This window comes from Bacillus cereus group sp. MYBK139-1, from assembly GCF_051916915.1.
In the GTDB taxonomy this organism is placed as follows: domain Bacteria; phylum Bacillota; class Bacilli; order Bacillales; family Bacillaceae_G; genus Bacillus_A; species Bacillus_A pacificus.
Window position 1 is genome coordinate 1,060,720 of the sequence record NZ_JBQAHO010000001.1, and the last position, 24,084, is coordinate 1,084,803.

Here is a 24,084-nt window from a genome sequence, read left to right on the forward strand (position 1 = left end):
AAGATTCTTTTAATTCTCTAATAAAAAATAAAAATTTAGAAAGGACGTTACAATGAACAAACTAGAAAAAGAAATACTTCAATTCATAAATGAACTATATCCGTTGAATTTTATTAACATTCAACCAATAACAAATGAAATGTATAAATGTCTCACTGAACAAGGTACATACTTCATTAGAGTTACAAACTATAAAACGTATGAAGAACAATTAGAAGAAGTTACATATACGAATTTTTTATACCAAAACAGTTTAGCTGTTCCACCAATCGTCCCTTCATTGCAAGGGAATTTTGTAGAAAAGTTAACATTAGATAAAGAGATTTTTGCCGTATTATATAAAGCAGCTCCAGGTATACATTTACCAAGGTGCGAATGGGATTCTAATATATTTAAAAAGCTTGGTAAACAAATTGGAAAATTACATCGTATTTCTAAAAGCTTTGAAAAGACTAAACCAGTTAAACATATACACGATTGGTATGAAAATGAAGAATATAATTTTCTTAAGTATATCCCTAAAGAAGAAACTACTATAAGAGAAATTGCATCTGACGTTTTAACTTCTATAAAAGGGCTAGAAAAATCTACTTCGAATTACGGCTTAATCCACGGTGATTTATGGTTAGAAAATATTTTAGTTGAAAACAATTCAAACTTAACAATGATTGATTTTCAAGACTGTGAAAAACATTTTTACATATTTGATTTAGCAGTTCCTATTTATAGTGCGATAGAATATTCATTTGCTGGAAATGGGAATATCGTTGACTATGAGTATTCTATTACAAAAGCACTATTTGAAGGATATCAAAAAGAAAATGAACTACCTAAAGAGATGATAGACCAGTTGCCTATGTTTATTAAATTAAAGGGGATTTTTGAATATAGCTTAATGCATATGTATTGGGATAAAGAAGAATTAACTGAGGAACAAGTACGGATAATGAACCTTTATAGGATGAAGATCGAAACTAATCGTTCTCTCATTAATATTTAACAGAAGTGTTGTTCAACTACATGGTAATGATAGTTGAACAACATCCTATAATTACTAAATTATTTTAAATGGTATTCTACATTTCGTCTTTTATAAATCGATGTTCCTTTCCATGTTTTTTCTTAATTAAAATTGCTTTATACAAAGATGCTATACCTAATATAGCAAATAGGATGATTATAGGAATACGAACAATATGTGGAACATAGCGTGGTAGAAAGAAAAGACGAACTTTATCATCTATACTAAATATCTCAAAAATTAACGGGACTACACTTTGATGTATCAAAAAAAAGATACCCATAAATACTAAAAGAACAACAATAGCTAGTTTTTTCTTAGGTAATTCAACCGCTTTTCTGTTATCTTTCTTTTTGTTATCATCACGCAATATTTTCATGCCATTCTTCATTTCAAATAGCAATTCAGATCCACTTTTTTCAATTTTTAAGTAAGCAATTCGCCCAAACCACCAAGCAAAAAACATTCCTGTACAAATGCCAGTCAACACACCTAGCCATTGTAAGAACTGTACATGTAGTAATGTCCCAAGCCATACAACTAACAAAGCGGGTATAGTTGTTGCCATTACCATCACCATCATTAACCACGTTGTTATAAACATTTTACTCGCATTCATATCATCACCTGAGATAACTGATCCTCTCCCGCGGCGATGAGGATCAGTTATCGGTACTACGTTAAATACAGAAAATAACATAATTAGACCTGCAGCTCCACCAAGTAATGCTGGTATTACTGTAAATACCCAAGGATAAATGAAAGTAAGCCCGCTAGAAATTGTGAAAATAATTGTTGCTAAAATTGCAATTGGACCAACTGCTATCAACCATGCAAATTGACGACCACGCACATCAATTCGTTCTGCGTCAGGTGTTGTCAAAGTTAACCATAATGCACTCCCATCAAAACCATATATATTACAGGAAAACATACTTGTGAATACAATCATAATTATCCCTGCCCAAGGCATTAAGTACGATATATTAGCACTTGTAACTAAAATACCATAAAATACCCCTATCCAAATACCCATTCGGAGGAAACGACCACGTTGTGGATCTCTTCTCCAACTTTTTAATTCTTTCGTAATTGTTGCTCCAATTTTCGTTTCTGAAAAGAAACGTAAAGCTTTTCTATGTTTATTAGTAGTAATCCTTCCTTCGATTTTTTTAGTTTCTGTACTTTTCATTAATAATGTAGCCCATATAAAAAACAGCAATCCACATAATATTGTTAGAACAATTAAAAAAACAAGAACTAATAACCAATTGGATTGAATCGCATACTCTACAGCGAGTATCGCCCAACTAGACGGAAACATGTAAAGTAAAGTTGAATCACTAAGTGTCATCTTATTAATAGCAGGAAGTACATACCAGCCCACATTTAGAAACGCTATAATGAAACCAAAGAGCATTGCTCCCACTTCCATTCCAATCCTTGATTTCAACGTCTCACCAATAATACTAACTACTACTTTCGATAACAACACCACAAAAATTAACTGTAAAATAATTGCTGGAATTGCAACTATAGTTGCAGATAAGCTAACCCTAGCTGCGTAAATGAATAGTCCTATGAAGGCTATTAAACTAACGATTGGTCCTAATCCTATAAAAGCTACAAAAAGTAACGCCCTAGCAAGTTTATAAGAAGTAAATGGAAGCAACACGAAATATTCAGAACGTAATATTCCATCTCCCCCAGCGATAATTGGACCCAAAACCCACCCTACTGTCCACAGAGCAAATGTAATGTATAGAATACTTTGTGAAACGTTCTGTTCCGTAGGATAAAAAGAAAAAAGCAGCATGGTTCCAATTGCAATTAATAAGCCAACTATTCCTGTAACAATGAAAAGAACTGCTTTACCACTATTCATTGAATTTTTAAGGATAGATAACTTCATTCGAATCAAAACACTAACCAAGACAGTTCCTCTCCTTTAACAGCAGGAATCCCTACTAACTGAACGAAAATGTCTTCGAGGGTTTCTTCACCGCAAACCTCTCCCATTGTTCCTGAAGAAACCACTCTACCTTTTGAAATAATTGCAACGTGATCACAAAGTTGTTCAACTAACGCCATGACGTGACTAGAAAATACTACAGAACCACCCGAACTAACAAATTTCTGTAAAATCTTTTTGATAGTAGCTGCAGAAATAGGGTCTACCGCTTCAAACGGTTCGTCGAGAACGAGTAATTTCGGCGCATGAAGAAGTGCAAGTGCAAGGCCAATTTTCTTGCGCATACCAGTAGAATAATTAATAACTAAAGTCCCCTCAGTATTATTTAACTCTAATATTGTAAGTAATTCTTCTGTCCGCTGAGCAACTTCCTTAGCACTCATTCCTCTTAACAATCCCATATATGTTAATAATTCGCGACCAGTAAGTCTTTCCGGTAAAGCTAACCCATCTGGTAATACCCCAATCAATGTTTTAGCTTGTTTTGGATTACCCCAAACATCAATTCCAAAAACTTTTGCGCTCCCACTATCTGGTCGTAACAAACCAACGGCCATCGATAAAGATGTAGTTTTCCCTGCTCCATTAGGCCCAACAACTCCGTAAAAAGATCCTCTTGGCACAACTAAATCAATATGATTAACTGCAATAAATTCTCCGAAACGCTTATATAGTTTCAAAAGCTGTAGTGCTGGAGCAACTTGCTCAAATTCAGTATGCATTGAAATTGGTTCACCAGTTTTCATAAAATGGACTCCTTCTTTACAAATGTAATACCCAATTACAAATCTCAATAACCTTACTCATCCATTTGCATTGTTAGAACGGATATAATAAAAAATGAATTTAGGAAGAGCTCTTCTTTAATTACAATACTGCGCTACCAAATCATTTAAATATTCAATGTTTGTAGCAGTTACATTTTCAGATATTCTAGCCGCAATAATAATAGGTGCCCATTGAAAAATCTCATCTCTCGATAATCCAGTATTTCTGCAATAAATATGCAAATACTTTTCAGCTAATTCTACCGAAGATTGTGAGTACAACAAGTATGTCCGAAACAAATCTGCGCGAATGTCACCTGAACTAGCATCTACCCAGTCTATAATACTTACATTCTTTTCACTTAAAATTAGATTAAATGGATGGAAATCGCCATGGCATAATCTAGGATCAAATTTGATTGAATGTAACTTATTCAATATACTTTCCTTTTGTTTTTCATCCAATTTATGTACAGATTTAATTTGACGCTCTAGCCTTTCCCCCATTGCTTCCATTTCATCTGTATTCACATGTATAGCATGAATCTTTTTTTGTTCATTCACACAAATATTTATATAATACTCTGCCTCATTTAGATTATTAAGTAGGAGATCACCAATACTGTCCCCTTTTACGTATTCCATAATAATTGCCTGTCTATTTTGTATCTTTGTCACTTCAAATACGTTTGGAACTGGCAGCCCGCATGAATAAGCATATTTTTGTTTTTTTGCTTCATTCATAGACTCTGTATTTGGGAGGTAATCTTTAAATAATTTCATAATCTTATTATCATATAGATAAATTTCCGCTGTGTTCCCTTTTGCTATCGGATTTCCTAGATTCAATTCATTTCTCTCCTTACTATAAAATTAAGCTAATACATTATACTCCTCTATAAATTCAGTGTAATTATGCTGAAACCCTTCTCCACGAAAATATAAAAAAACTTACCGCTTTCCATCATTAAATAGAAAGCGGTAAGTTTAATTGTTTAGGAATATCAGAATGAAACTCTGATGTATGCACAATTGAAAATGTATATCCTTGCTCAATAAATGATACTTCATTACGTTTACATTCAAATAGTACACTATTTTTCTTAAAGTTATTTTGGATTCGCTGTAAAAATGCGACGTCTGGTGTTCCAAAAGAAACATGTACTTTCGGTGGTAAAGCTTTCATCGCAATTGGGATCCAAGGTCGCTGCCACCAAGTTGCGACGATATATGCAGTGCCTCCAACTACAAAGTTGAAAATATCTCCATCTTCCATCGTTTTCATATCGAGATTTAATTTCAACCATTCCGTAAATACAGGTACACTTTTAACGGGAAGACCAATTTCCCTTACATATAAAATGTTTAAAGGTGACTGCGGTACTAATACATCCTCCTTAACATAACTATGTGCGATAATTTCGAGTAGATTTCCATCTCCGTCTTTAAAGTATAAATTGAATAACTCGTTCTCCTCACCAATTGTATTTCCATCTTTCCATTTCACAATAAGTAACCCAGACTTTTCAAGCCATTTTGCTGTTTCATGAAATTTTGAATATGAAATTTCAAAGGCGAAGTGCGCAGGTGCAATTGGCTCATACACTTCTTGAAAACTAATTGTTGTATACGGTGTTACTTCAAATTGAATGTAGGATGCTGTTTCTTTTTTTATTGGAAAAGATAATACGTCCCTATAAACTTGTTTTACCCCTTCTATGGAAACAGTTTGTAGTTTTATATCAGAAATATGTGTAATCATTTTACATCCCCCTATTTCATACTATCTATTTGTATTGTATTACACTTATAAATAGATAAAATCAAACGGAAGGATGGATTTTTCATATAAAGACTACAACTTTAGTATGAATATGTTAGCTTCTTTCAGTGTGCGTACAGTAATGTTTCAAAACAATTATCCTCCATATTTCATTTTTTGATTAACACTTTACTTATTTTTATTTTTTCAAGTTTCCCCTGCATTGTTTCTATATAAGAAAGCTGCCTTTCTTAAACGAAAAGCAGCTTTTACAATAAAATACATTAAGATTTTACAGCAATAATCATAAACCTTTTTGAATTCGTACGGATCCCTTTTTCAGAACTATTTGCATCAATGAACTTTTGTAAAATAGTAAAATCCTCTTCCTCTTCTCCAAAATTAGGAATTATAGGCGTATGTTTTAATAAGAAAATAAGATCCTCAGGCGTACTGTAATAATCAGTAACATCATATTCACGTACTTGCACGAGTTCAAATCCTGCACTAATAAGTTCACTCATATACTTTTCTTTTAATGTACCATCTCTTTCACCTAAGCATTGTCCTCTTCCAAATGCTTCTTTAAGATTCAATTTATCATGTTCGCAAACTTGTTGCGTTAAGAAAAAAGCTCCTTGTTTCATCACTTTTGCCAACTCAGATGCTATAAACGGTGCGTGACAACTTGAAACAATATCAAAATAAACATGTGGAAACGTTAAAGCTTCAGAATCCATTTGCAGAAACTCAACATTTTGTACACCTGATTTTCTCAAATTGGAATGTGCTTTTTCAATCATTCCGTTAGAATTATCTATTCCAATTAAAGATTTAGCTGATGATGCTATATGAAGTACATTTTCTCCTCCGCCTGTACCAACATCAAGTAAAATATGTGATGGTTTGCATCTTTCTTTTACCTCTCTATAAAAGTCCCATGAATCTCCTACAGTTTCACATTTTATCTTACTAAAATCCCATCCATTTAGTCTTCCTACTTTATCATAAAAGTTTTTGTACTCTAATTCGTTCATTTTATGTGTTCCCCTTTGTTATTACATATAAATTAAAATGAATCATCAATTATTTATTCTATATATGAAAGCCAAGCTTCATAAAATGCTTGAATAGTGCGATATCTATTACTTTTTTCTTTATGTAGCGCTTTTTTACATATATTATATAATTCTTGTGTGCTCTCCCATTTTTCATAGCTTTTACCATTTTTTCCGCCGATAAAGGCAAAAGCAATTCCGGCTAATACGTACACATTCGTTTCGCTGGTAATTTGTGCATGTAGTTCATATTCCTCCGGTGCTTTAAAGCGAGCTGTCCCCCAAAACTCTTTCCCAATTTCATTGATTACAGGTGTTTTTTGAAAGAAATCAATATCACAAATCGTCAGTTTTGATTGCTCAAAATTATATAAAATACTACCGTCATAAAAATCAACCATGACATATCCTAATGACTCCACATAGGTTGCAAACTCAAAAATTTGTGTCAATATGTTAAGTCTCTCCATCACGGATAATTTTCTTAACTTAACAAAAGGTGAATTTGGTGCATGGTGTTTTTCAAACGGTGTAAAGTCCCAATGATTGTGCATGCATTCCCCATCAATCCAATGAAACCTTAAACAAAATCCATTTTTCATTTGAATCGAATTAATATATGGAACTAGTAAAGGATGTTGAATTTGTTCATAAACTTCTTTTGCTTTCATTAATCGTTGAATTGCATCCTCTACATTACCTTTATACTCTAAATTGCGTGCACCTGCATACTTCAAAAAATAGCGTTGTCCCTTTTCAATAATACCAAAACTAATATTACCTGAATCTTGTTGATCAAAAATAGTAAATACTTCTACATCCTTTAACCAATCAAAATTATGTTCCTCAGCTAATGTTAATGGATATTGATTTTTTCCTATTGTAATTTTTATCATGCGCTGCTCCTAGCTTTGAGCGAACGTAGTTTATAGAGGTATGATACGCATACTCAAATTATTTTTACCTCATACTTTGTTTTCTTTTGTTTGTTCATAAAACATCACTCCTTTCAAATACAGGCTCTTAATTTCATTCAATAACTACCAAAATGTTCTTACTTTCTATTATATATTATAAAATACAAATTATAAGGAAAATATATTTCATATGCGCAAACAGTTTACATAACATTTTTATGGTTTATTTACATGTATAATCTACATCTCTCCCCAACCACACATACTATCTAAAACAGTACAGACTGCTTTTACATTCTTCATTTTTATTTCCTCCTTAAAATACATGCAAAAAGTAGGATTCACCAAAAAATTACAGAATTATATATAACAAGTATTGGACGGATGATTTTCAAATTCCTCTATCATAAAGGTGGTATAAACAGTGTGAAACCTATACAAGAACGTAGCCTTACCGTAAAGACAACTTTTTCTAAAGAATACAAGATTTTTATTTTTGGTTTACTCATTTCACGAATTGGGGACTCATTGTATACTTTTGCGTTACCTTGGATTGCCTATCAATTAACCGGTTCAGCTGTAATTATGAGTTCTTTATTTGCTATTAACGTATTGCCAATCATTTTATTTGGCCCTTTAGTTGGTGTAATAATTGATCGTTATGATCGAAAAAAGTTACTTTTGGTAGCGGATATTACTAATATTATTTTAGTAAGTCTTGTTCCAATACTACATTCATTACATCTATTAGAAATCTGGCATTTATACGTAATTACTTTTATCCTAGCAGTTATGTCCATGCTTTTCGATGTAACAACTGTTACAGTCATTCCGCAAATTGCTGGAGCATCCTTAACGAAGGCCAATTCTTTCTATCAAATGGTTAATCAATTGGCTAGTTTATTTGGTCCAATGATAGCTGGGGTTTTCATTTCTTTTATTGGCGGCTTTCAGTTGCTTTGGATTAATGTTCTTTCATTTATTGCAACATTAGTTGCTGTGATATTATTACCGTCTATGAAAACCGTCAACAAGAAATGCGAAGATAAAAATACACTTCAAAATGTACTATCTGATTTGGTTAATGGATTTAAATGGCTTAAAAATGACCGCTTAAATTTAGCTTTATCTTTTCAAGCTATGATAGGAAACTTTGGAGCAAGTGCAGTTTTAGGTATATTCATGTATTATTTATTATCCACATTACAACTTACCCCAGAACAAAGTGGGGTTAATTATTCATTAATTGGAATAGGTGGTCTTTTAGGAAGCTTTATTGCAGTTCCTTTAGAAAAGAGGTTGCAGCGCGGCATACTAATTCCTTTACTCCTATTTGTTGGAGCAATTGGCTTAACTTTTCCACTTTGGAATACATATTGGTTCGCTCCTGGAATTGCTTTCGGTATTGCAATGACTTGCAATATTGCATGGAATACAATTGTAGCCACGGTTCGCCAGGAAACAGTTCCATCAAATATGCAAGGAAGAGTTTTAGGGTTTTCACGTGTACTTACACGATTAGCTATGCCACTCGGAGCATTAGTAGGAGGCATTCTTTCAGCTTATGATCCAGTGTATGTATTTGCTTTAGCTGCTTTCACGAAGCTACTTGAAGTTTTTATTGCACTATATAGTCCGATAAGAAAACTATAATAGAAGGAAAGATAATTATATATGATTGGTTAATTTTAATTACGGATAAGTTTATAAAGAAAAAAGGCATATCATAATGCCTTTTTTCTTTATCATCATTTTACTGGATAACAAACTTCTGTAACCCACTTATTAGGATCCGATTCCATCGCTGGGCTCACATGATAAATATTAAACATTGGGCCTGCTAATTCGTAACCTTCTGTCTCAATCCATTTTGCCGCAGCTTCATTTACAGCTGTCATTTGTTCATAACTTCCATTAACCGTTATGGAAGCTACATTGGTTGATTTTACATTTTTAAATGTAACGTCTTTTGTATTTTTTTGTTTCTCTAAAATACTTAGCTGTATTTCTACATCTACATCATTTTCTTTGTATTCACGATCATGGAAAACTGCAATACTATAACTCGGATGGGCAATACTAATATTTTTCATTTGTATTTCTTGCATTAATATACCCCATAAATCCTCTTCGCGATTATAAGATGGAATAATCTTTCTAACACTAGCTACATTTCTTTCTGGAATTTCTTTTATTGAAACATGATAGTTCATCTCAACTACATCCTCTCTCATCGATTTCATTGAGGCTTCAAGAAGACGTAATTGTTTTTGGAGGCCATCCATTTCATCTTTTATTTGAGCACTACGATTTTTAAATTGCGATTTTATTACTTCCATATTTTCACTTGCAACTATTTCTTTAATAGTTGCAATATTAAATCCCATATCTTTTAATGTTTGAATTTGATTTACTTTCTTTAGCTGTGCTGCTGCATAGTATCGATAACCACTTTGTTCATCGACTTTTACTGGTTGTAATAATTCCACTTTATCGTAGTGTCTCAACATACGTATACTAATGGAAGATAACTTTGAAAAATCTCCTATTTTAAACATGATTTCCTCCTAAAATTCACATCTACTTCGAAGCTCAACTTTATCTTAAACAATGACATCGTGTGAGAGTCAACTGTTTATAACGCTTAAATTATATTTCTTTAATTATTTACCTTTATACCTATACCTTTTTTCCTTCTTAAGGCTATAAAGATTGAAATTAGCCCGTTCACAACTAATAAAGTTACAATAGTACTTGCAAATAAAGCTACGTCTGGCGCAAACATTTTAATCGTATGCCATGGTGAACTTGTACTATAAGTAAGAATTGGGATGAATGTAATAGATAATAGTAGCGATAGACCCCCTATCGATAACCAAATTACCTTTTTTACAGTTTTCATATGTTTATACTTTTTAATTAACATAATTGATATTACGAAAAGTATGAGTGTAACTATCAACAAAATAATTTGTGTTAATGGTATATTTTTAGGGATATCAACCGGTTGTTCTCCATTCAAAATACTAATAATCCCCTTTTTCAATACTGATAGTGTGGTTTCTTCTAATACATGATTTTTATTTGTTAAAATCACACCACCCCAGCCACTTTTATTTAAAGTAAATATTTCTGCACGAGCATCGGGCGTTGATCCTGAATGCCAAATCATCGTTTCACTTTCATTTATATTTGTTGTTCTTAATCCAAAACCATAACTTTTTTCTGAATTTGTTTGATAAAGTGGTGAAAGATAAAGATCCATGTTTTCTTGCTTTAAAAATTGAGGATTTCCTTGGCGATTCAAAAACATAATGAATTGAATCATATCTTCCAAATTCGCGGTAATATAACCATATGGTGCCCCGGCATTATCATAGGACACTACACTTTTTCTTGGTATGCCAAACCACGACTGATAACCTGTTAAATAACCTTTTTCATATGCAATTTCTTTACTTGCAGCTGCGCCATTCATATTTAATGGCTGAAAAATATGCTTTTGCATATATGATGAATATGTTTCATTTGTGACTTCTTCAATAAGTGCACCTAAAATAATATAATTCGCATTACTATATTGATATTTTTCACCTGGCGGAGCAGTTACTTTTACATTTGAAAGCTCCATTACATTTTCTTTTAATGCTGTAGAACTTTTGGACTGTTTATCTGATAATGCTAAGCCTTCATATGTGCTGATTCCGCTTGTATGAGTTAGTAGATGTTGGATTGTTATAGTTGAGGATATTTGAGGATTCTTTAGTTTAAACCAAGGGAGATATCGTTGAACTGGATCCTCTAATTTTATTTTTTTATCTTCTATTAATTTCACTATAGCTAAAGCTGTTAAAGATTTACTTATAGAGCCGATTGCAAATGGTGTTTTACTAGTTACCTTTTTTGCAAATTCCCCAGTAACCCCCATTGTTTTTGCGAAGAATACATCTCTATTATGTACAATTGCAACAGAAGCTCCCGGAATGTTCTGCTCTTTTATAAATTTTTCAATATACTTATCTAATGTAACTTTAATATTTTGCTGAGCATAAACTTTGGGAGGTGTGATACATAATATTAATACATTACAAAGCATACAAATTAGAGACAGTTTATAGATTGTATTCTTCATTATACTTTAGATGCTTTCTTTTTTTATAACTTACTAAGCTAATAAATACTACTACAGAGAGCGTCAAACTAGTCATTATTAATAATGCGTTCCACCATTGATTCTCTGATATGCGATATAAAATATTATAATTAAATGTATTTTTACTATTAGTTGAATTAAATGATTCAGTTAAAAATATTGAAAATGTAGTTTGCGAGATGAGGTAAGTAATAATTGCGATGAATATGCCACGTAACATAAATGTGTTGAATTTGCACTTTTCATTTTGAAGTTGTTTCATTTTAACTTGTGAATCAATTTCATTTATTTCTAAAAAATCTTGAACAAATAATTCAGGTGTACCTAAATCATCTATACTATCTTCTCCATGTTCACGACATTCTTGAATATGTTCTAATATTTGTCGCTTAATATTTTCCCTTTCTTCTAGACTAATATCGTATTGCTTTAATTCCTTAAGTACGTCTGTTAAAAATTGCTTTTCTTTACCTATCAATTTATTCCTCAATTCAGAAGGTCTCCTTTCAAACCGCTTTTTAGTAATGTTTGAATATCCGATTGCAATTCTAACCACTCATTAATTTTCTTCTCAAGACGTAATTTTCCATTTTCATTAATCTCATAATAAATCCTAACTTTACCACTGTCTGTTACTTCTTGATAAGTATTAACCCACTCTTGATTTTTCAACTTAGTTAGAATTGGATAAATACTTCCTACTCCTTTCAATTTTAAATTGTTTAATTCAAGTTCTTTCATAATCTCATAACCATAACTTTTCTTTTTCGACAAAATAGATAATACACACATTTCTAAATGACCTTTAATTAAACTCGTTCTATCCATAGGATAAATTTAACAGAAATATATATTTTATTCAAGTATATATTTCTGTTAAATTTAAAAAATCAGACAATAAAACAAATAGATTAATAAACATATAACTTATGAACTGTTTTCAACCTTATTCATCACTTTTATAATATAATAATTACATAATATATCAACTGTTTATTCTTTTTAGTTTTCCATCTCTCCTCCTTTCCATAATTCTTTTCTTAGTAAAAAACATTGTATGCGGAACATAAAAATAATAAAAGATCCAATTTCTTAATTTTAACATTAAGAAATTGAATCTTCTTTCATTACCTTGTATTAATCATACTGCGTTAATATATATATTATAAAGAATATACATTTTATATAAGTTATGTTAATAACACATAAGCTAATAAAACTTTACTGATTACGCTCAAGACATTCATAAACCGCCATCATATCTCGTTTATCCAATTCACGAATACGATTAAAAATTGGTATTTGCTCAACAGCCTCTGTTAATAAGCTCTCATCCACAACATCACTAACTTTTCCAGTTAACCATGTTTTTACATCCACACCCTCAACAACTTCTTTTAGTCCTTCGTCATTAATACCACTTGCATTACAAGTTACACATGGAATTGTTAATTTAAAGACACCATCATGCAAATTATCTTCCGTTATAACTTTCTTTCCTTTACAGAATGGACATGGATAACCTTTTTTAATTTTATTAATTTGGGTAACTAACTTTTTATATCCAAATGCTTCGTATACATACGTAAGTTTTTTATATTTACCATTTGTGAAATACTTATCTATCATGTTTTCTCTCGTTTCATAAACATTAAGGAAATCACAAACAGTTACTTGATTATTACCACTAATGAATTCGATATTTCCTTTTATTTTATCCCAGAATGGTAAGACATTTTGTAACACTATTTCATAGTTTGAAAAGCTTGCCTGTTCTAATTCAAACATTTTCAATGCAACTTGTACTTTTCTTGGCAATAAAGAAACATCTTCTGTCAATCTCATATCGCCACCAACTATATCCTTCAATTTATGAAGTGCAGGTAAATCACCGACTATTTTCAACACTTCATCAACTGGCTGATTGATAATTTCACGAATATCTGAGTTGCCAAATTTAAGTGGTTTATGATGATTTAAAACCGTCCCTTCACAAATTGGACATGTCACCATTTCTTTAGAAGTCTTAATTTCTTCTTTAATAGGTGCTTTTGAAATAACAATATATCCACCAATAATCGTATTAAAACCTACCCAGGTTCTGCGTGTCTTTCCTTTTTTATCATAAAATGATTTTTCAAAATATCCGTACCAAAACGTATGCTTTTCTTCTTCGGACATTTCATTATAGCTCTTTGACAAATCTTGACCAAGCTCATTTTTAATTTCATCAAATAGAAATTCTATTTTTTCATATTGATAAAATTTTAATACTTTCATGATTTCCGGATCGAATAAACCGTCCCAAAATGGAACGTTTTTATTTTGAATTGTAATATCTTTATCGAAAACTTCAATTTGAAGACGTCCAGAGCAAGATGGACAATGGTTGTCCTGTGAATAGAAATCAAAACTTCTCGTATCTTTATTAGTTGGATGAGCAGCTACAATATGATTAATTAGTCCACCAACCTCATATAAAAAACTATATTGACTATATAAATGTCTCTCAAGATCAATAGCAATAACCGGTGCAATTGTATCAGATTCATATTCACCATAAATTAAACGCGCCATAGAAGATAAACTTTTTAAAATACCACCCTTATAAACATTTTCGGCATTTTTAAAATAGTTAATATGATTTTCTTCTAAATAGTGAACGCCTTCTTTATGCTTAAGTGCTGAAGACATATGTATTTGCTCAACATTATTCACACTGCTTTTTTGACGATAATAATCATCATGACTTACTACTTCAAGATGATTGATAGCTTCAAGCTGTCTTTCCCCAAAATCTACAATATAATCAGAGCTTTCTAACATGTAACTATTATGTTCAATCATAATAATCGAGACTGATTTATCTTGCAATATTCCTCTAACACTATCTATAAATTGATTTAAAATATTTTGTGATAAACCTTTTGAAGGCTCGTCAAAGATAAATAACGTATGTGGATTTCTTGTGTTTGCAAATAATTCAGAAACTAAATGAACACATTGAAACTCACCTGTTGATAATGTTTGTGTTTTTCGTTCTAATGTTAAATAGCCAAGCCCTAATTTAACTAGTAGGCTCAAGCGTTTATACGCAATATCTTCATTTGGAAGTTCGTCAATAATATCTTCAATCGAACGCTCAAAAATATCTTCAATTTCTTCACTATACTTTGTTAGTTTCTTTTTAATATCTAGAAAAGTTGCTACAGTTGATCGACTTGTAATGGATTGATTTCGATCTTGCCCTACCATAACTAGTTTATCTTTTGGATATCGTTTCAAGAAATCTGTAGCTAAACATTCATTGACAAGAGTAGATTTCCCGCAACCAGATTCTCCTGTAACTGTTACAAGCCTATTTTTAGGAATTTGAAACTCCGCCATTTGGATATTACGGCAATATAATTCTTGGAATGTATAATATTCTGTTGGTACTTCTTTATTTAGATCGCACAGTATTGATTTTGGTCTTGGTGATTCTTTCACAATTTGTCCACCATATTTTCCGCTACCAGGTCCAAAGAACAATTGCTCATCTGTTGTATCCAGTACTGTATCTGAATGATCTATAAGCCAAATTTGATTTTTACACCCTAATTGCTTGATCTCTTCTAATATTTGTAATAATGTTTCATGATCAAGTCCAACTGAAATCTCATCAATAATAATTACAGCATTTTCACTTACTGCCATGAATTCAGCTAAATATAGTCGTGTTAACTCTCCACCTGACAACGTACCCATTATTCGATTTAATGTTAAATAACCAATGTTCATATTTATTATATTTTGTAGTATATGTTGCTTTGCTTCACTAATATTTAACACTTCCGCTAGCAAAAGAATAGACTCAACACTTAAATCATTAATATTTGAAATGGTATGTGGTTTAGCAAATAAATCTATAGTATGTTGTTCAATTTCTTCACTATAACGTTTTCCCTTACATTTTTTACACTCAATATTTTTATTAGTACCTCGGCCTTTACAACCAGAACACCAACCTAACTGGTTATTAAATGAAAAAACCTCAGGGGAAAGATGAAATACGTCAGCAAGTTTTTCGCGAATTTCAGTGAAAACACCAGTATGAGTACCTAGCGTTGAACGTGGATTAGAAGAAATTGATGATTTCCCCAGAAAAAGTACTAAAGGCATATCCTCCATCTTAATAGCACTAAAATTCGTTTCCATGATATTAGGAAATAAATATTGATATTCAGCCTTTGGTAATAAAGAAACTAATCGTTTTTTTGATTCTTCACCAATTGTTTGACAAAAAGTTGTTTTACCTGATCCTGATAAACCAGCGATTCCAAAAGACTTATAAAATGGAATGACTGTATCTAATTTGTTTATGTTATTAGCAATTAATTGGTTTACCTTCATATTAACCTCTATTCTTATCTCTCATTAAAATCATATTTGTAATATAATAATTACATAATGAATATAACCTTTAAGTTGATTACGCTCTTAATTCAAGAACCTTATCTTTATATATTTCAAACCACTGTTGCCATTCATCTTTAGAAAATTCTTTTTCTTTCCCTTCTAGTACGGAGGAAAAAAGATCTAAACAAATATGCCAACCCGCTATATCTTTCGGAGTATGATCTGTTAACTCATGAATGAATTCTTTAAGAAATAAAATAGAACCATTTTCTTCTTTATGTATTTCAAATCGGACACGATCTTTATCCCAAGTAAATTCAAGCACTGCGTTTACTTGACACTCTAAAATATCGATATTTATAAATGAACCGTCCATCATATCAAACTTGATTATTCCACCTGTTTTAAGGCTTTCGATTTGTAAATTAGACATCCATTTTTTCAAATTACTGTTTTCAGTTAAAACTGACCAAACCTCTTCAATCGTATATGCAAATTGACGTTCAAATTTTACAATATATCCATGAGTTAGTTTCCCGATTTCAGCTACCATATTAATTGCCCCCTAAACAGAATGTACGTTCTCATTTCATTTTACACAAATATAAATATAAAATAAATCTTTATATCAACGAAATATTAATTTAAAGTTAATGATTATGAAAAAAATTTAAATATTTTCTAAATCGAATTTTATAATCTTTAGAATTAATTATCATAACTGTACGTTTCCCTATTAAATATAGACTTACGCCCAAATAAAAAGAGCCGCCTTTGCGACTCATAAATTTATAGAATTACTTCTGTTTTTGTTGAATGATTTAGCGCTTAATTGCATCAACAATTAGCGATGGAAAACCAAGCTTATCACCTTTATTTCTAGAATCATACCTTTTCGAACGGAAAATAACACCGTCGTTTGCATCCCATTCCTTGTAATAAAACTGACCATTTTCATCACAATATTCAAGTAAAACTACCTCAAATCCAGCAGTTTCAAACATTTTCGTTAAGGTTTTATAATTATGAACGATTTTATGACTTGCTGCTGGATGATCTTTCGGACCAGGTCCACCTATTTGAACTATATTTTGGTACGCCTCATCTCGGAAAAATGCATCAGGAACACCGCACCGAATATGCCCCTCTGACTTTAAAAATTCATAGCAAATTTCAGCAGCTCTTACACCTTCTTCAAAAGTAAGGTGTTCCCATACATGCTCAGCTAAGATAGCTGAAATAGAATTGTATTCAAATCTTTCTTCCCACGTAGTTTTATCTAGTAAATTAAGTTCATTTTCTTGCGTTTGTATCCACCCTGGATTATTATTAAACACTCCAGCTCCGACAACTACTTTAATTTCGTCTTGTTTTATTACCACCATTTTCACCTCTTAAATATTTTAATTTATTAATATATTCTATGTTTACTATTATCCTTCCTCCTTCAACAAATTTAGTAACATGAGTCCAGTACAATACAGGACTCATGCCCTAAAAACTCTCTAACGTAACGATCTGTCTAACTCTATAAAATTAGTTCATAATATACGATTTTTCTTACGGAAATATAGCATACAAAGCATTAGCATAATACCAATCACGTAAAAAATTGTTGTTCCGCTCCCACCAGTATTAGGAATTACCCAATTATTCTTCGCATTTTTCACTGTTATTTTTTGTGTCTTTACTGCTTCTGTAATTTCTATTTCTATTGGATCCCTAAGTAACATGTATCCGTTCGGTGCTTTTATTTCTTTAATCGTATACTTTCCAATTGCTAATTGGTTGGAAATTACCTTTCCTTTTTCATTCGTTATTAATCTACTAACTTCTTTCCCTTCTTTATCTAACACTTGAAATACAGCGCCTTTTAGCTTTAATTCACTATCCTTATCATCAACTTTTTCAATTTCAAATTGCCCAGTCGGATCTGGCAATTTCTTATTTTCTATTTTAATTTCTGCTACTGCATCTTTTTCTATTTTTACAGTTATTTTATCTTTTACTAATTCATAGCCTTTTGGTGCTTCTACTTCCACTAAGGTATAGTTTCCTATTGGTAAGTCTTTTGATATTACTTCTCCTTCTTCATTTGTTACTAGTTCTCCAACTATTTTCCCATTTAAATCTTCAATTTTAAACTTTGCTCCTGCTAGTTTTTTATTTTTATCACTTATGTCTACTTTCACAAGCTTCATTTTCCCCATTGGATCGGGCAATTTCTTATTTCCTATTTTAATTTCTACCACTGCATCTTTTTCTATTTTTACAGTTATTTTATCCTTTAATAATTCATAACCTTTAGGCGCTTCTACTTCCACTAAGGTATAGTTTCCTATTGGTAAGTCTTTTGATATCACTTCTCCTTCTTCATTTGTTACTAGTTCTCCAACTATTTTCTCATTTAAATCTTCAATTTTAAACTTTGCTCCCACCAATTTTTTATTATCATTATTACTATCAACCTTTTTTATTTTCACTTTTCCTGTACTAGGCTTGTTCCAATGTTGCCAGTTAAATTTAAAATTGTGAAATTCAAATCCACCAGTTTGTTGTACCGCACCGACAAATGCTTGTCCATTAATCGAACCGCCTTTTGTTTCTAATACAGCATTGGGAGCAAACACACTCCCAACGACACCATATCCCTCTGTTGTAATTTTTTTCGCATTTGGAAAAACCCAAATCATTTTCCCATATAGCTCCGTAAACGGGGAATTAGGCGAATATGGTTGTGATGTAGGAACTATATCTGTAGCCTTTCCAATATTGTTCGTGTCATATAGAATAGACCCATTTTTAAATGTAACCTCTATTGCATCTGAATACATTACAATAAAATCTTTATCCTTAGCATTGGGCAAAAATACATCTCTTATATCTACACTGATTTTCCCTGTCAATTCTGATGAAACATAAATATTAGGATTGTTTATATCTTTTCCAATTCCATGACTCATATTTGGAATTGGGGTATTCGTTTTATATTGACCTGCATTTTTACTAACTTGGTTCACTATATTGCGAAATTCATTAAATTTCGCGTCAATTTCTAGTTTTTCTTTATAAACGATACGATCATAAGAAGATTGTATGATGCGATCTGGATCACTCTCTTTTGTCATTACGACTATTCCGTTTTGAATGATAAAAGACTCTTCTCTTGATTTTTTTAGTTTTCCAGACAATAACAAGGACGGATATCCCTCATCAACCCATTTTTCACCTACTATATTAGATGTTCCTGCTGCTGCACCTACAATCGTATACCCCGATGCATCCATATCACCTTGAACTGCAATTGCTCCTTCAATGTCGCCACCTATTGCTTTATGGTTACCAAAGACAACAGCATTATAACGCGATATATCTCCTAGACCTTCTAAGTTAGTCGTGGATCCATATGCTTCTTTTGGTACATATACGACAAAACTTACACTTAACATTAACAAAACAATAAAATGAATACTTACCAGCTTTAATCGTAGCCTCAATTCCTTTGTTCCCACCTTTACCGTATTTTTTTATAGTCGAATAAAATGAATTTTTATTAATGATGATTTACTTCATCCCCTATATACCGTCTTTACTTATCTTTGAATTTCCGGTCCCACTTCCCATTAATGCAGGATAAATACATTCTATCGAATTAACTTTTTCTTATAAATTACGACTAGAAGCACACATAACAATAGGATTGTAACTATTACAGTCCACTTATTAAATATAAATATCTCTGTACTCACTTTTTGTTTTTCTTTCTCGTTTAACTCCACGCGCTCACCTCGAACTAGCAATCTATTGGTGTTTACTCCATAAGGCGTACACGTAATTAAAGTTGTATAATCTTTATTTTCTACAATTTGTAGATCGTCCGTTTCATGTGGTAACACTACTTTAATTTGATCTACTTTATAAGCAAGAACTTTGTCTAAAGAATGAATATAAAAAAGATCTCCTTCACTCAACTTATCTAAATCTGTAAATAATTTTGCTGATGGTAAACCACGATGCCCTGTTAAAATAGTGTGGGTATTTTCTCCACCTACCGGGAGCGAAGAAAAATCTAAATGACCTATCCCGCGGCTCAATACTTCCTCAGAGGTCCCTTGATAGATTGGCAGTTTTATATTAATTTTCGATATTTCAATATACCCTATTACATCTCCTAAATTTAACGCATCAGCATACGCTTGATGATTACTTTTTTTTTCAGAAAATGGATCTGTAAATGTTTTCGCAGAAGTTTGAACTTGTTTATTATATTCGGCGGCTTCTTTTTCCCTACGTTCGACTTCTTTCTTTTGTAATGCTTTAATCTTCTTATCGTAAGAGCTAATCTCAGAATAATGTGCACGGGTCGCCAACCAATTACTAATAGTAGGATATAAAAAAATACCTAATCCAAATAAAAAAATACCCCCCAAAACAAGATTTCGTTTCATATTTCCACCTCTGTATATACTAAAATATTAAAAAGAGGAAAGCATTTTGCTTCTCCCCTTTTCACATCACTTGGTTACATGTTCCTAAACCTTAATTATTAGCAAACTTTTTTCTAAAGAAAACAAATGCCGCTGTAACCATTAACGCAAGGCCTAGTACAGTAAAAAGAGTCGTTCCGATACCACCCGTTACTGGAAGAATCCATCCACTTTTATTATTTTCTATCGATAATTTAACCGTTTGATTATTTTCACTAATCTTTACATCAATAGGGTCCTTTAATAATTGATATGAAGCTGTTGTACCATCTTCTTTTGTATAAGTTGGTGCTTTCGTTTCAAAAATTTGATAGTCCCCATACGGAATGTTAGTCCATTTAATAACACCATTTTCATCTGATACACCTGTGACTTCTTTACCTGCCACAACAACTATTTTTCCATTTTTATCTTTAAGTACAAACTCTGCACCTTTTAATTTCTTCTTATCAGCACCATCAACTTTTGTTAACTCAATAATTCCAGTTGTCGGAACAATAACTACAGGTTTAGATTCCTTTTCTCCAATTACATCATTTTTATTTATAAAATCAATTTTTGCTGTATTTAAAATTTCCGAACCAGATAGTACTCCTTCTTTTACTTGTGATTTAATTTGTAAATGAAATTCTTTTTTACTATCTAACTTTGTGAAATCTTTTACTGTAGCTGTTACTTTTTGCCCTTCTACAGCTACCTCTACAATGCTTGCATTTACTTCCGCTCCATCAATTTTCACGACTGGTTTTCCTTGAATCATTAAACGATTGTCCAAAGTATCTGTTACTACATATTTTTTGTATTCTTTAATGTCTTCTGGAATTAATGTTTTGATATCATAATTGTAATTAGTTAACGGATTAATTGGTAACGCTTCCAAAAAACCGTTAATCTTTTTATCAATATTTGGTTCTTCATAGTTTTGCACTTTTACTATAACTACTGTACCAGAAGTAATTGTTCCATCTTCGTTAATAGTTCCGGAGGTCTTTATAAAAAACTCGCGTTTAGTCGGATCTATTACATACCCTTTCGGAGCTTTTGTTTCTTGGAAATAGTATTCACCATACTCCAATCCTTGCACGCGAATATGACCATTAGCATCTGTTACTAACTCTTTTTTCACTTCTGTACCATCTTTTTTAAATAAAGAGAATACTGCACCTGCTAATGCTTTTTCATTTACACCAGTTTTTACTAAATCCACTGCACCACGTTTAATCTCATTTTTTGGATACATATGAACATCATAGTTTAGCACCTTACCCTCTTTATTCGTTAATGGAATATCCACTGTATACGTATTGGGATTTAGGTTAACATGTGGAGGTCCTGCCACTTCTTTCACTTCATAACGTCCTAGCGGAAGATCTTTTAATACAGCTTGTCCATTATCATCTGTTACTACTTGATTTGGAGTAGCTCCCATTACAGGTTGCACGTCTTCTTTTACGATTTTCCCATCGTTTGAAATTTTTTCAAACGAAGCAACCCTTTTCACTTCAAACGTTACACCTTTTAATGGTTTCGCATCTTTTGGCACTTCTTGATTTGCAGAACCATTACCTTCTAGTCCCTGTTCTCCACCTTTTTCTTGCTCATACTTATGAATCGTTAAAGTACCTTTGGTTGGTGAGTCTGCCTTTACTAATACATTTGTCCATGTAGAAAACACTAAAAAAAAGACTAAAAGAATACTAGATATTTTTTTCATTTCTCTTATCCCCTTTACTACTTCTATCATTTTAAAAATCTCTTTATTACTATTACCTTCTTACAAGCAATAGTGTGCCAAGTATTAGATTTAAACGCATAACATAAAACATAGTCGTCCAACAATCCATTGTTTACAATCACTTATTCACTTTTCTTATCTTCTATTATTACGTTGTCTCTCCGCATGATATATGTAATTTTCTCCTCTGAATTACAAATTATATCTCTACTTCAAGAATCATTACATTGTTACATAATAGCTTTCACTGCTAATTTCGACTAATCACTTACTGTGAATCCATTCATTTCTCCCTTCCTATCCCTATTTAAAATCCAATCTTAATCCTTTTTTGATACATATAAGTAATAACCAACAAATAAGTGTGACGATTCATATTTTACCCTACTGTCTAAAACTATTACCTGTATATTCAAATAATATGTGCTATCTATGTTAAATTATGGTATTATTCTTAGAAGTTTATAACTTTTATTTATATTTTTTATTAATAAAGGTTTTCCGCTTCTACTTATGAAAAAAGGAATATATGCTTATTTAACTATTACGCATAACTGTAAGGAGGAAGAATATGACTAAAAAGCTCAGTCTAGTTGAGATAGAGTACATTTGCAATATGTTTTTCCAATCTTTTGAAATCCCAGTTTGTTTTTTAGATTGTAACAAAAATATTCTTTTAGAATTCACATCAAAAAATGATTCGAATTCGTTGTATACATCAAAAATAGAACAGTTACATGTGCTTTTTCAGAGAAATGATACATATAATTCCCCCATCTTCAGAACTCACGAACATTTAGGGCACTTCATTTTAATTCACATAAAGAGCGATTATATGGTGAACGGTACTGTTATTATTGGGCCCTTGGCACATGTAAATTTTTCTACAAGTAAAGCGGATAGTAACCTTAATTTTATTCCGAATTATAAAAGAACAAGAGACCATTATTTTTCATTGTCAGTCAAAGATCAAAATTTCTTTGTAAATATAGCAATATTGTTCTATAACATTCTCTATAAAAAAAATTCAGATGTAAGTACCTTTTCAAATAACAGTGACTCACTTCATATAAGTCATAGCAGAATCTTAAACGAAGATGTATATATTTCAATGCAAAAAGATGAATCCATTTATCATAATTTATATATAGAGCAGCAACTACTTGGGTCTATAGAAAACGGGGATAAAGAAACCGTACTCAAATATTATTACGAATTCCAACAAGAGACTCTTTCATCTTTATCTTCATTCCATCAATTAAGACGTCATAAAAACATTTGTATTTCATCCATCACGCTCGCAACTAGATATGCGATAAAAGGGGGACTCCCATCTGGGATTGCTTACAAAATTTATGATTTACATATTCAAAGAACAGAAGATTTAAAAGACAAAGAATCTGTTTGGGATTTATTAAAAAATGCTTTTTGCACCTTTGCAGACCGTGTAAAGGCACAAAAAACACAGCAACATTCACAGACTATTGCTATTTGCAAAAACTATATTTTTAAAAATATTTACAATCCAATATCTGTTAAACAACTTGCTAAATTTGCTAATGTGAATTCAGATTATTTATCTATATTATTTAAAAAAGAGGTCGGTATTTCATTAATTGAGTACATTCAACGTGAACGAGTCGAAGAAGCAAAGAAATTATTAACTTTTACCACCTATCCCTTATCAGACATATGCGCTTCGCTTAATTTTAGCGATCAAAGTTATTTTACTAAAATTTTCAAAAAATTCACTAATGAAACACCTGGTAAATACCGAAAATCTCATGTTGTCATATAGAGTTAAACTTTCATTA

Annotated in this window: 19 protein-coding genes; 3 read left to right on the forward strand and 16 right to left on the reverse strand. The window is 31.7% G+C overall.

Annotated elements, in window-relative coordinates:
* The first annotated feature begins 52 nt into the window (after positions 1-52).
* Positions 53-1,000: a phosphotransferase enzyme family protein gene (locus ACTFRS_RS05460; RefSeq protein ID WP_439194706.1), complete on the forward strand. Its 948-nt coding sequence runs from the start codon at positions 53-55 to the stop codon at positions 998-1,000.
* 76 nt (positions 1,001-1,076) lie between these two features.
* On the opposite strand, the gene ACTFRS_RS05465 is transcribed toward ACTFRS_RS05460, so the two are convergent.
* The 6 genes from ACTFRS_RS05465 to ACTFRS_RS05490 all read right to left on the reverse strand — a co-directional run bounded on the left by ACTFRS_RS05465 (position 1,077) and on the right by ACTFRS_RS05490 (position 7,476).
* Positions 1,077-2,954 carry a hypothetical protein gene (locus ACTFRS_RS05465; protein ID WP_440024016.1) on the reverse strand — a complete coding sequence of 626 codons (1,878 nt, stop codon included), beginning with the start codon at positions 2,952-2,954 and terminating at the stop codon, positions 1,077-1,079.
* On the reverse strand, positions 2,939-3,739 hold the full coding sequence (locus ACTFRS_RS05470; RefSeq protein WP_000847755.1) for an ABC transporter ATP-binding protein: 801 nt from the start codon (positions 3,737-3,739) through the stop codon (positions 2,939-2,941). Before ACTFRS_RS05470 ends, ACTFRS_RS05465 begins: the two co-directional genes overlap by 16 nt.
* 117 nt (positions 3,740-3,856) lie before the next feature.
* A complete protein-coding gene (locus ACTFRS_RS05475; protein ID WP_242294056.1) occupies positions 3,857-4,609 on the reverse strand; it encodes an aminoglycoside phosphotransferase family protein in 753 nt (250 codons plus the stop codon).
* A 118-nt stretch (positions 4,610-4,727) separates the two neighbouring features.
* Positions 4,728-5,522 (reverse strand): VOC family protein, encoded by a 795-nt coding sequence (locus ACTFRS_RS05480; protein WP_440024014.1) that lies wholly within the window; start codon positions 5,520-5,522, stop codon positions 4,728-4,730.
* Positions 5,523-5,806: 284 nt separating this feature from the next.
* Positions 5,807-6,559 (reverse strand): class I SAM-dependent methyltransferase, encoded by a 753-nt coding sequence (locus ACTFRS_RS05485; protein WP_440024012.1) that lies wholly within the window; start codon positions 6,557-6,559, stop codon positions 5,807-5,809.
* 53 nt (positions 6,560-6,612) lie between these two features.
* Positions 6,613-7,476: a serine/threonine protein kinase gene (locus ACTFRS_RS05490; RefSeq protein ID WP_440024010.1), complete on the reverse strand. Its 864-nt coding sequence runs from the start codon at positions 7,474-7,476 to the stop codon at positions 6,613-6,615.
* Positions 7,477-7,923: 447 nt separating this feature from the next.
* On the opposite strand from ACTFRS_RS05490, the gene ACTFRS_RS05495 reads away from it, so the two are divergent.
* The gene (locus ACTFRS_RS05495) at positions 7,924-9,150 is read left to right on the forward strand and encodes an MFS transporter (RefSeq protein ID WP_440024008.1); all 1,227 of its coding nucleotides are present in this window, start codon (positions 7,924-7,926) and stop codon (positions 9,148-9,150) included.
* A gap of 95 nt (positions 9,151-9,245) precedes the next feature.
* On the opposite strand, the gene ACTFRS_RS05500 is transcribed toward ACTFRS_RS05495, so the two are convergent.
* From ACTFRS_RS05500 to ACTFRS_RS05545, 10 genes are all read right to left on the reverse strand, one after another.
* The gene (locus tag ACTFRS_RS05500; protein ID WP_242294060.1) at positions 9,246-10,055 is read right to left on the reverse strand and encodes a MerR family transcriptional regulator; all 810 of its coding nucleotides are present in this window, start codon (positions 10,053-10,055) and stop codon (positions 9,246-9,248) included.
* A 101-nt stretch (positions 10,056-10,156) separates the two neighbouring features.
* Positions 10,157-11,629, reverse strand: coding sequence for a serine hydrolase domain-containing protein (locus ACTFRS_RS05505; RefSeq protein ID WP_440024006.1), 1,473 nt, complete (start codon positions 11,627-11,629; stop codon positions 10,157-10,159).
* The gene (locus tag ACTFRS_RS05510) at positions 11,610-12,140 is read right to left on the reverse strand and encodes a hypothetical protein (RefSeq protein WP_242294062.1); all 531 of its coding nucleotides are present in this window, start codon (positions 12,138-12,140) and stop codon (positions 11,610-11,612) included. Before ACTFRS_RS05510 ends, ACTFRS_RS05505 begins: the two co-directional genes overlap by 20 nt.
* Positions 12,137-12,478 carry a PadR family transcriptional regulator gene (locus tag ACTFRS_RS05515; protein WP_139869066.1) on the reverse strand — a complete coding sequence of 114 codons (342 nt, stop codon included), beginning with the start codon at positions 12,476-12,478 and terminating at the stop codon, positions 12,137-12,139. Before ACTFRS_RS05515 ends, ACTFRS_RS05510 begins: the two co-directional genes overlap by 4 nt.
* Before the next feature lie 393 nt (positions 12,479-12,871).
* Positions 12,872-16,042 carry an ATP-binding cassette domain-containing protein gene (locus ACTFRS_RS05520; protein WP_440024004.1) on the reverse strand — a complete coding sequence of 1,057 codons (3,171 nt, stop codon included), beginning with the start codon at positions 16,040-16,042 and terminating at the stop codon, positions 12,872-12,874.
* Between the two features lie 79 nt (positions 16,043-16,121).
* Positions 16,122-16,601 (reverse strand): SRPBCC family protein, encoded by a 480-nt coding sequence (locus tag ACTFRS_RS05525; RefSeq protein WP_242294063.1) that lies wholly within the window; start codon positions 16,599-16,601, stop codon positions 16,122-16,124.
* A gap of 268 nt (positions 16,602-16,869) precedes the next feature.
* Entirely contained in the window at positions 16,870-17,433 is a 564-nt protein-coding gene (locus tag ACTFRS_RS05530; RefSeq protein WP_242294064.1) for a class I SAM-dependent methyltransferase, read from the reverse strand.
* 156 nt (positions 17,434-17,589) lie between these two features.
* Complete coding sequence (locus ACTFRS_RS05535; RefSeq protein ID WP_440024001.1) at positions 17,590-19,545, reverse strand: SpaA isopeptide-forming pilin-related protein; 1,956 nt, start codon at positions 19,543-19,545, stop codon at positions 17,590-17,592.
* A 147-nt stretch (positions 19,546-19,692) separates the two neighbouring features.
* Positions 19,693-20,496, reverse strand: coding sequence for a class C sortase (locus ACTFRS_RS05540; RefSeq protein ID WP_139869071.1), 804 nt, complete (start codon positions 20,494-20,496; stop codon positions 19,693-19,695).
* Positions 20,497-20,587: 91 nt separating this feature from the next.
* A complete protein-coding gene (locus ACTFRS_RS05545; RefSeq protein WP_440023999.1) occupies positions 20,588-22,249 on the reverse strand; it encodes a SpaA isopeptide-forming pilin-related protein in 1,662 nt (553 codons plus the stop codon).
* 592 nt (positions 22,250-22,841) lie between these two features.
* Between ACTFRS_RS05545 and ACTFRS_RS05550 the strand changes: the two genes are divergently transcribed.
* Positions 22,842-24,068, forward strand: a complete 1,227-nt coding sequence (locus ACTFRS_RS05550; RefSeq protein WP_139869073.1) for an AraC family transcriptional regulator — start codon at positions 22,842-22,844, stop codon at positions 24,066-24,068.
* Positions 24,069-24,084 lie beyond the last annotated feature (16 nt).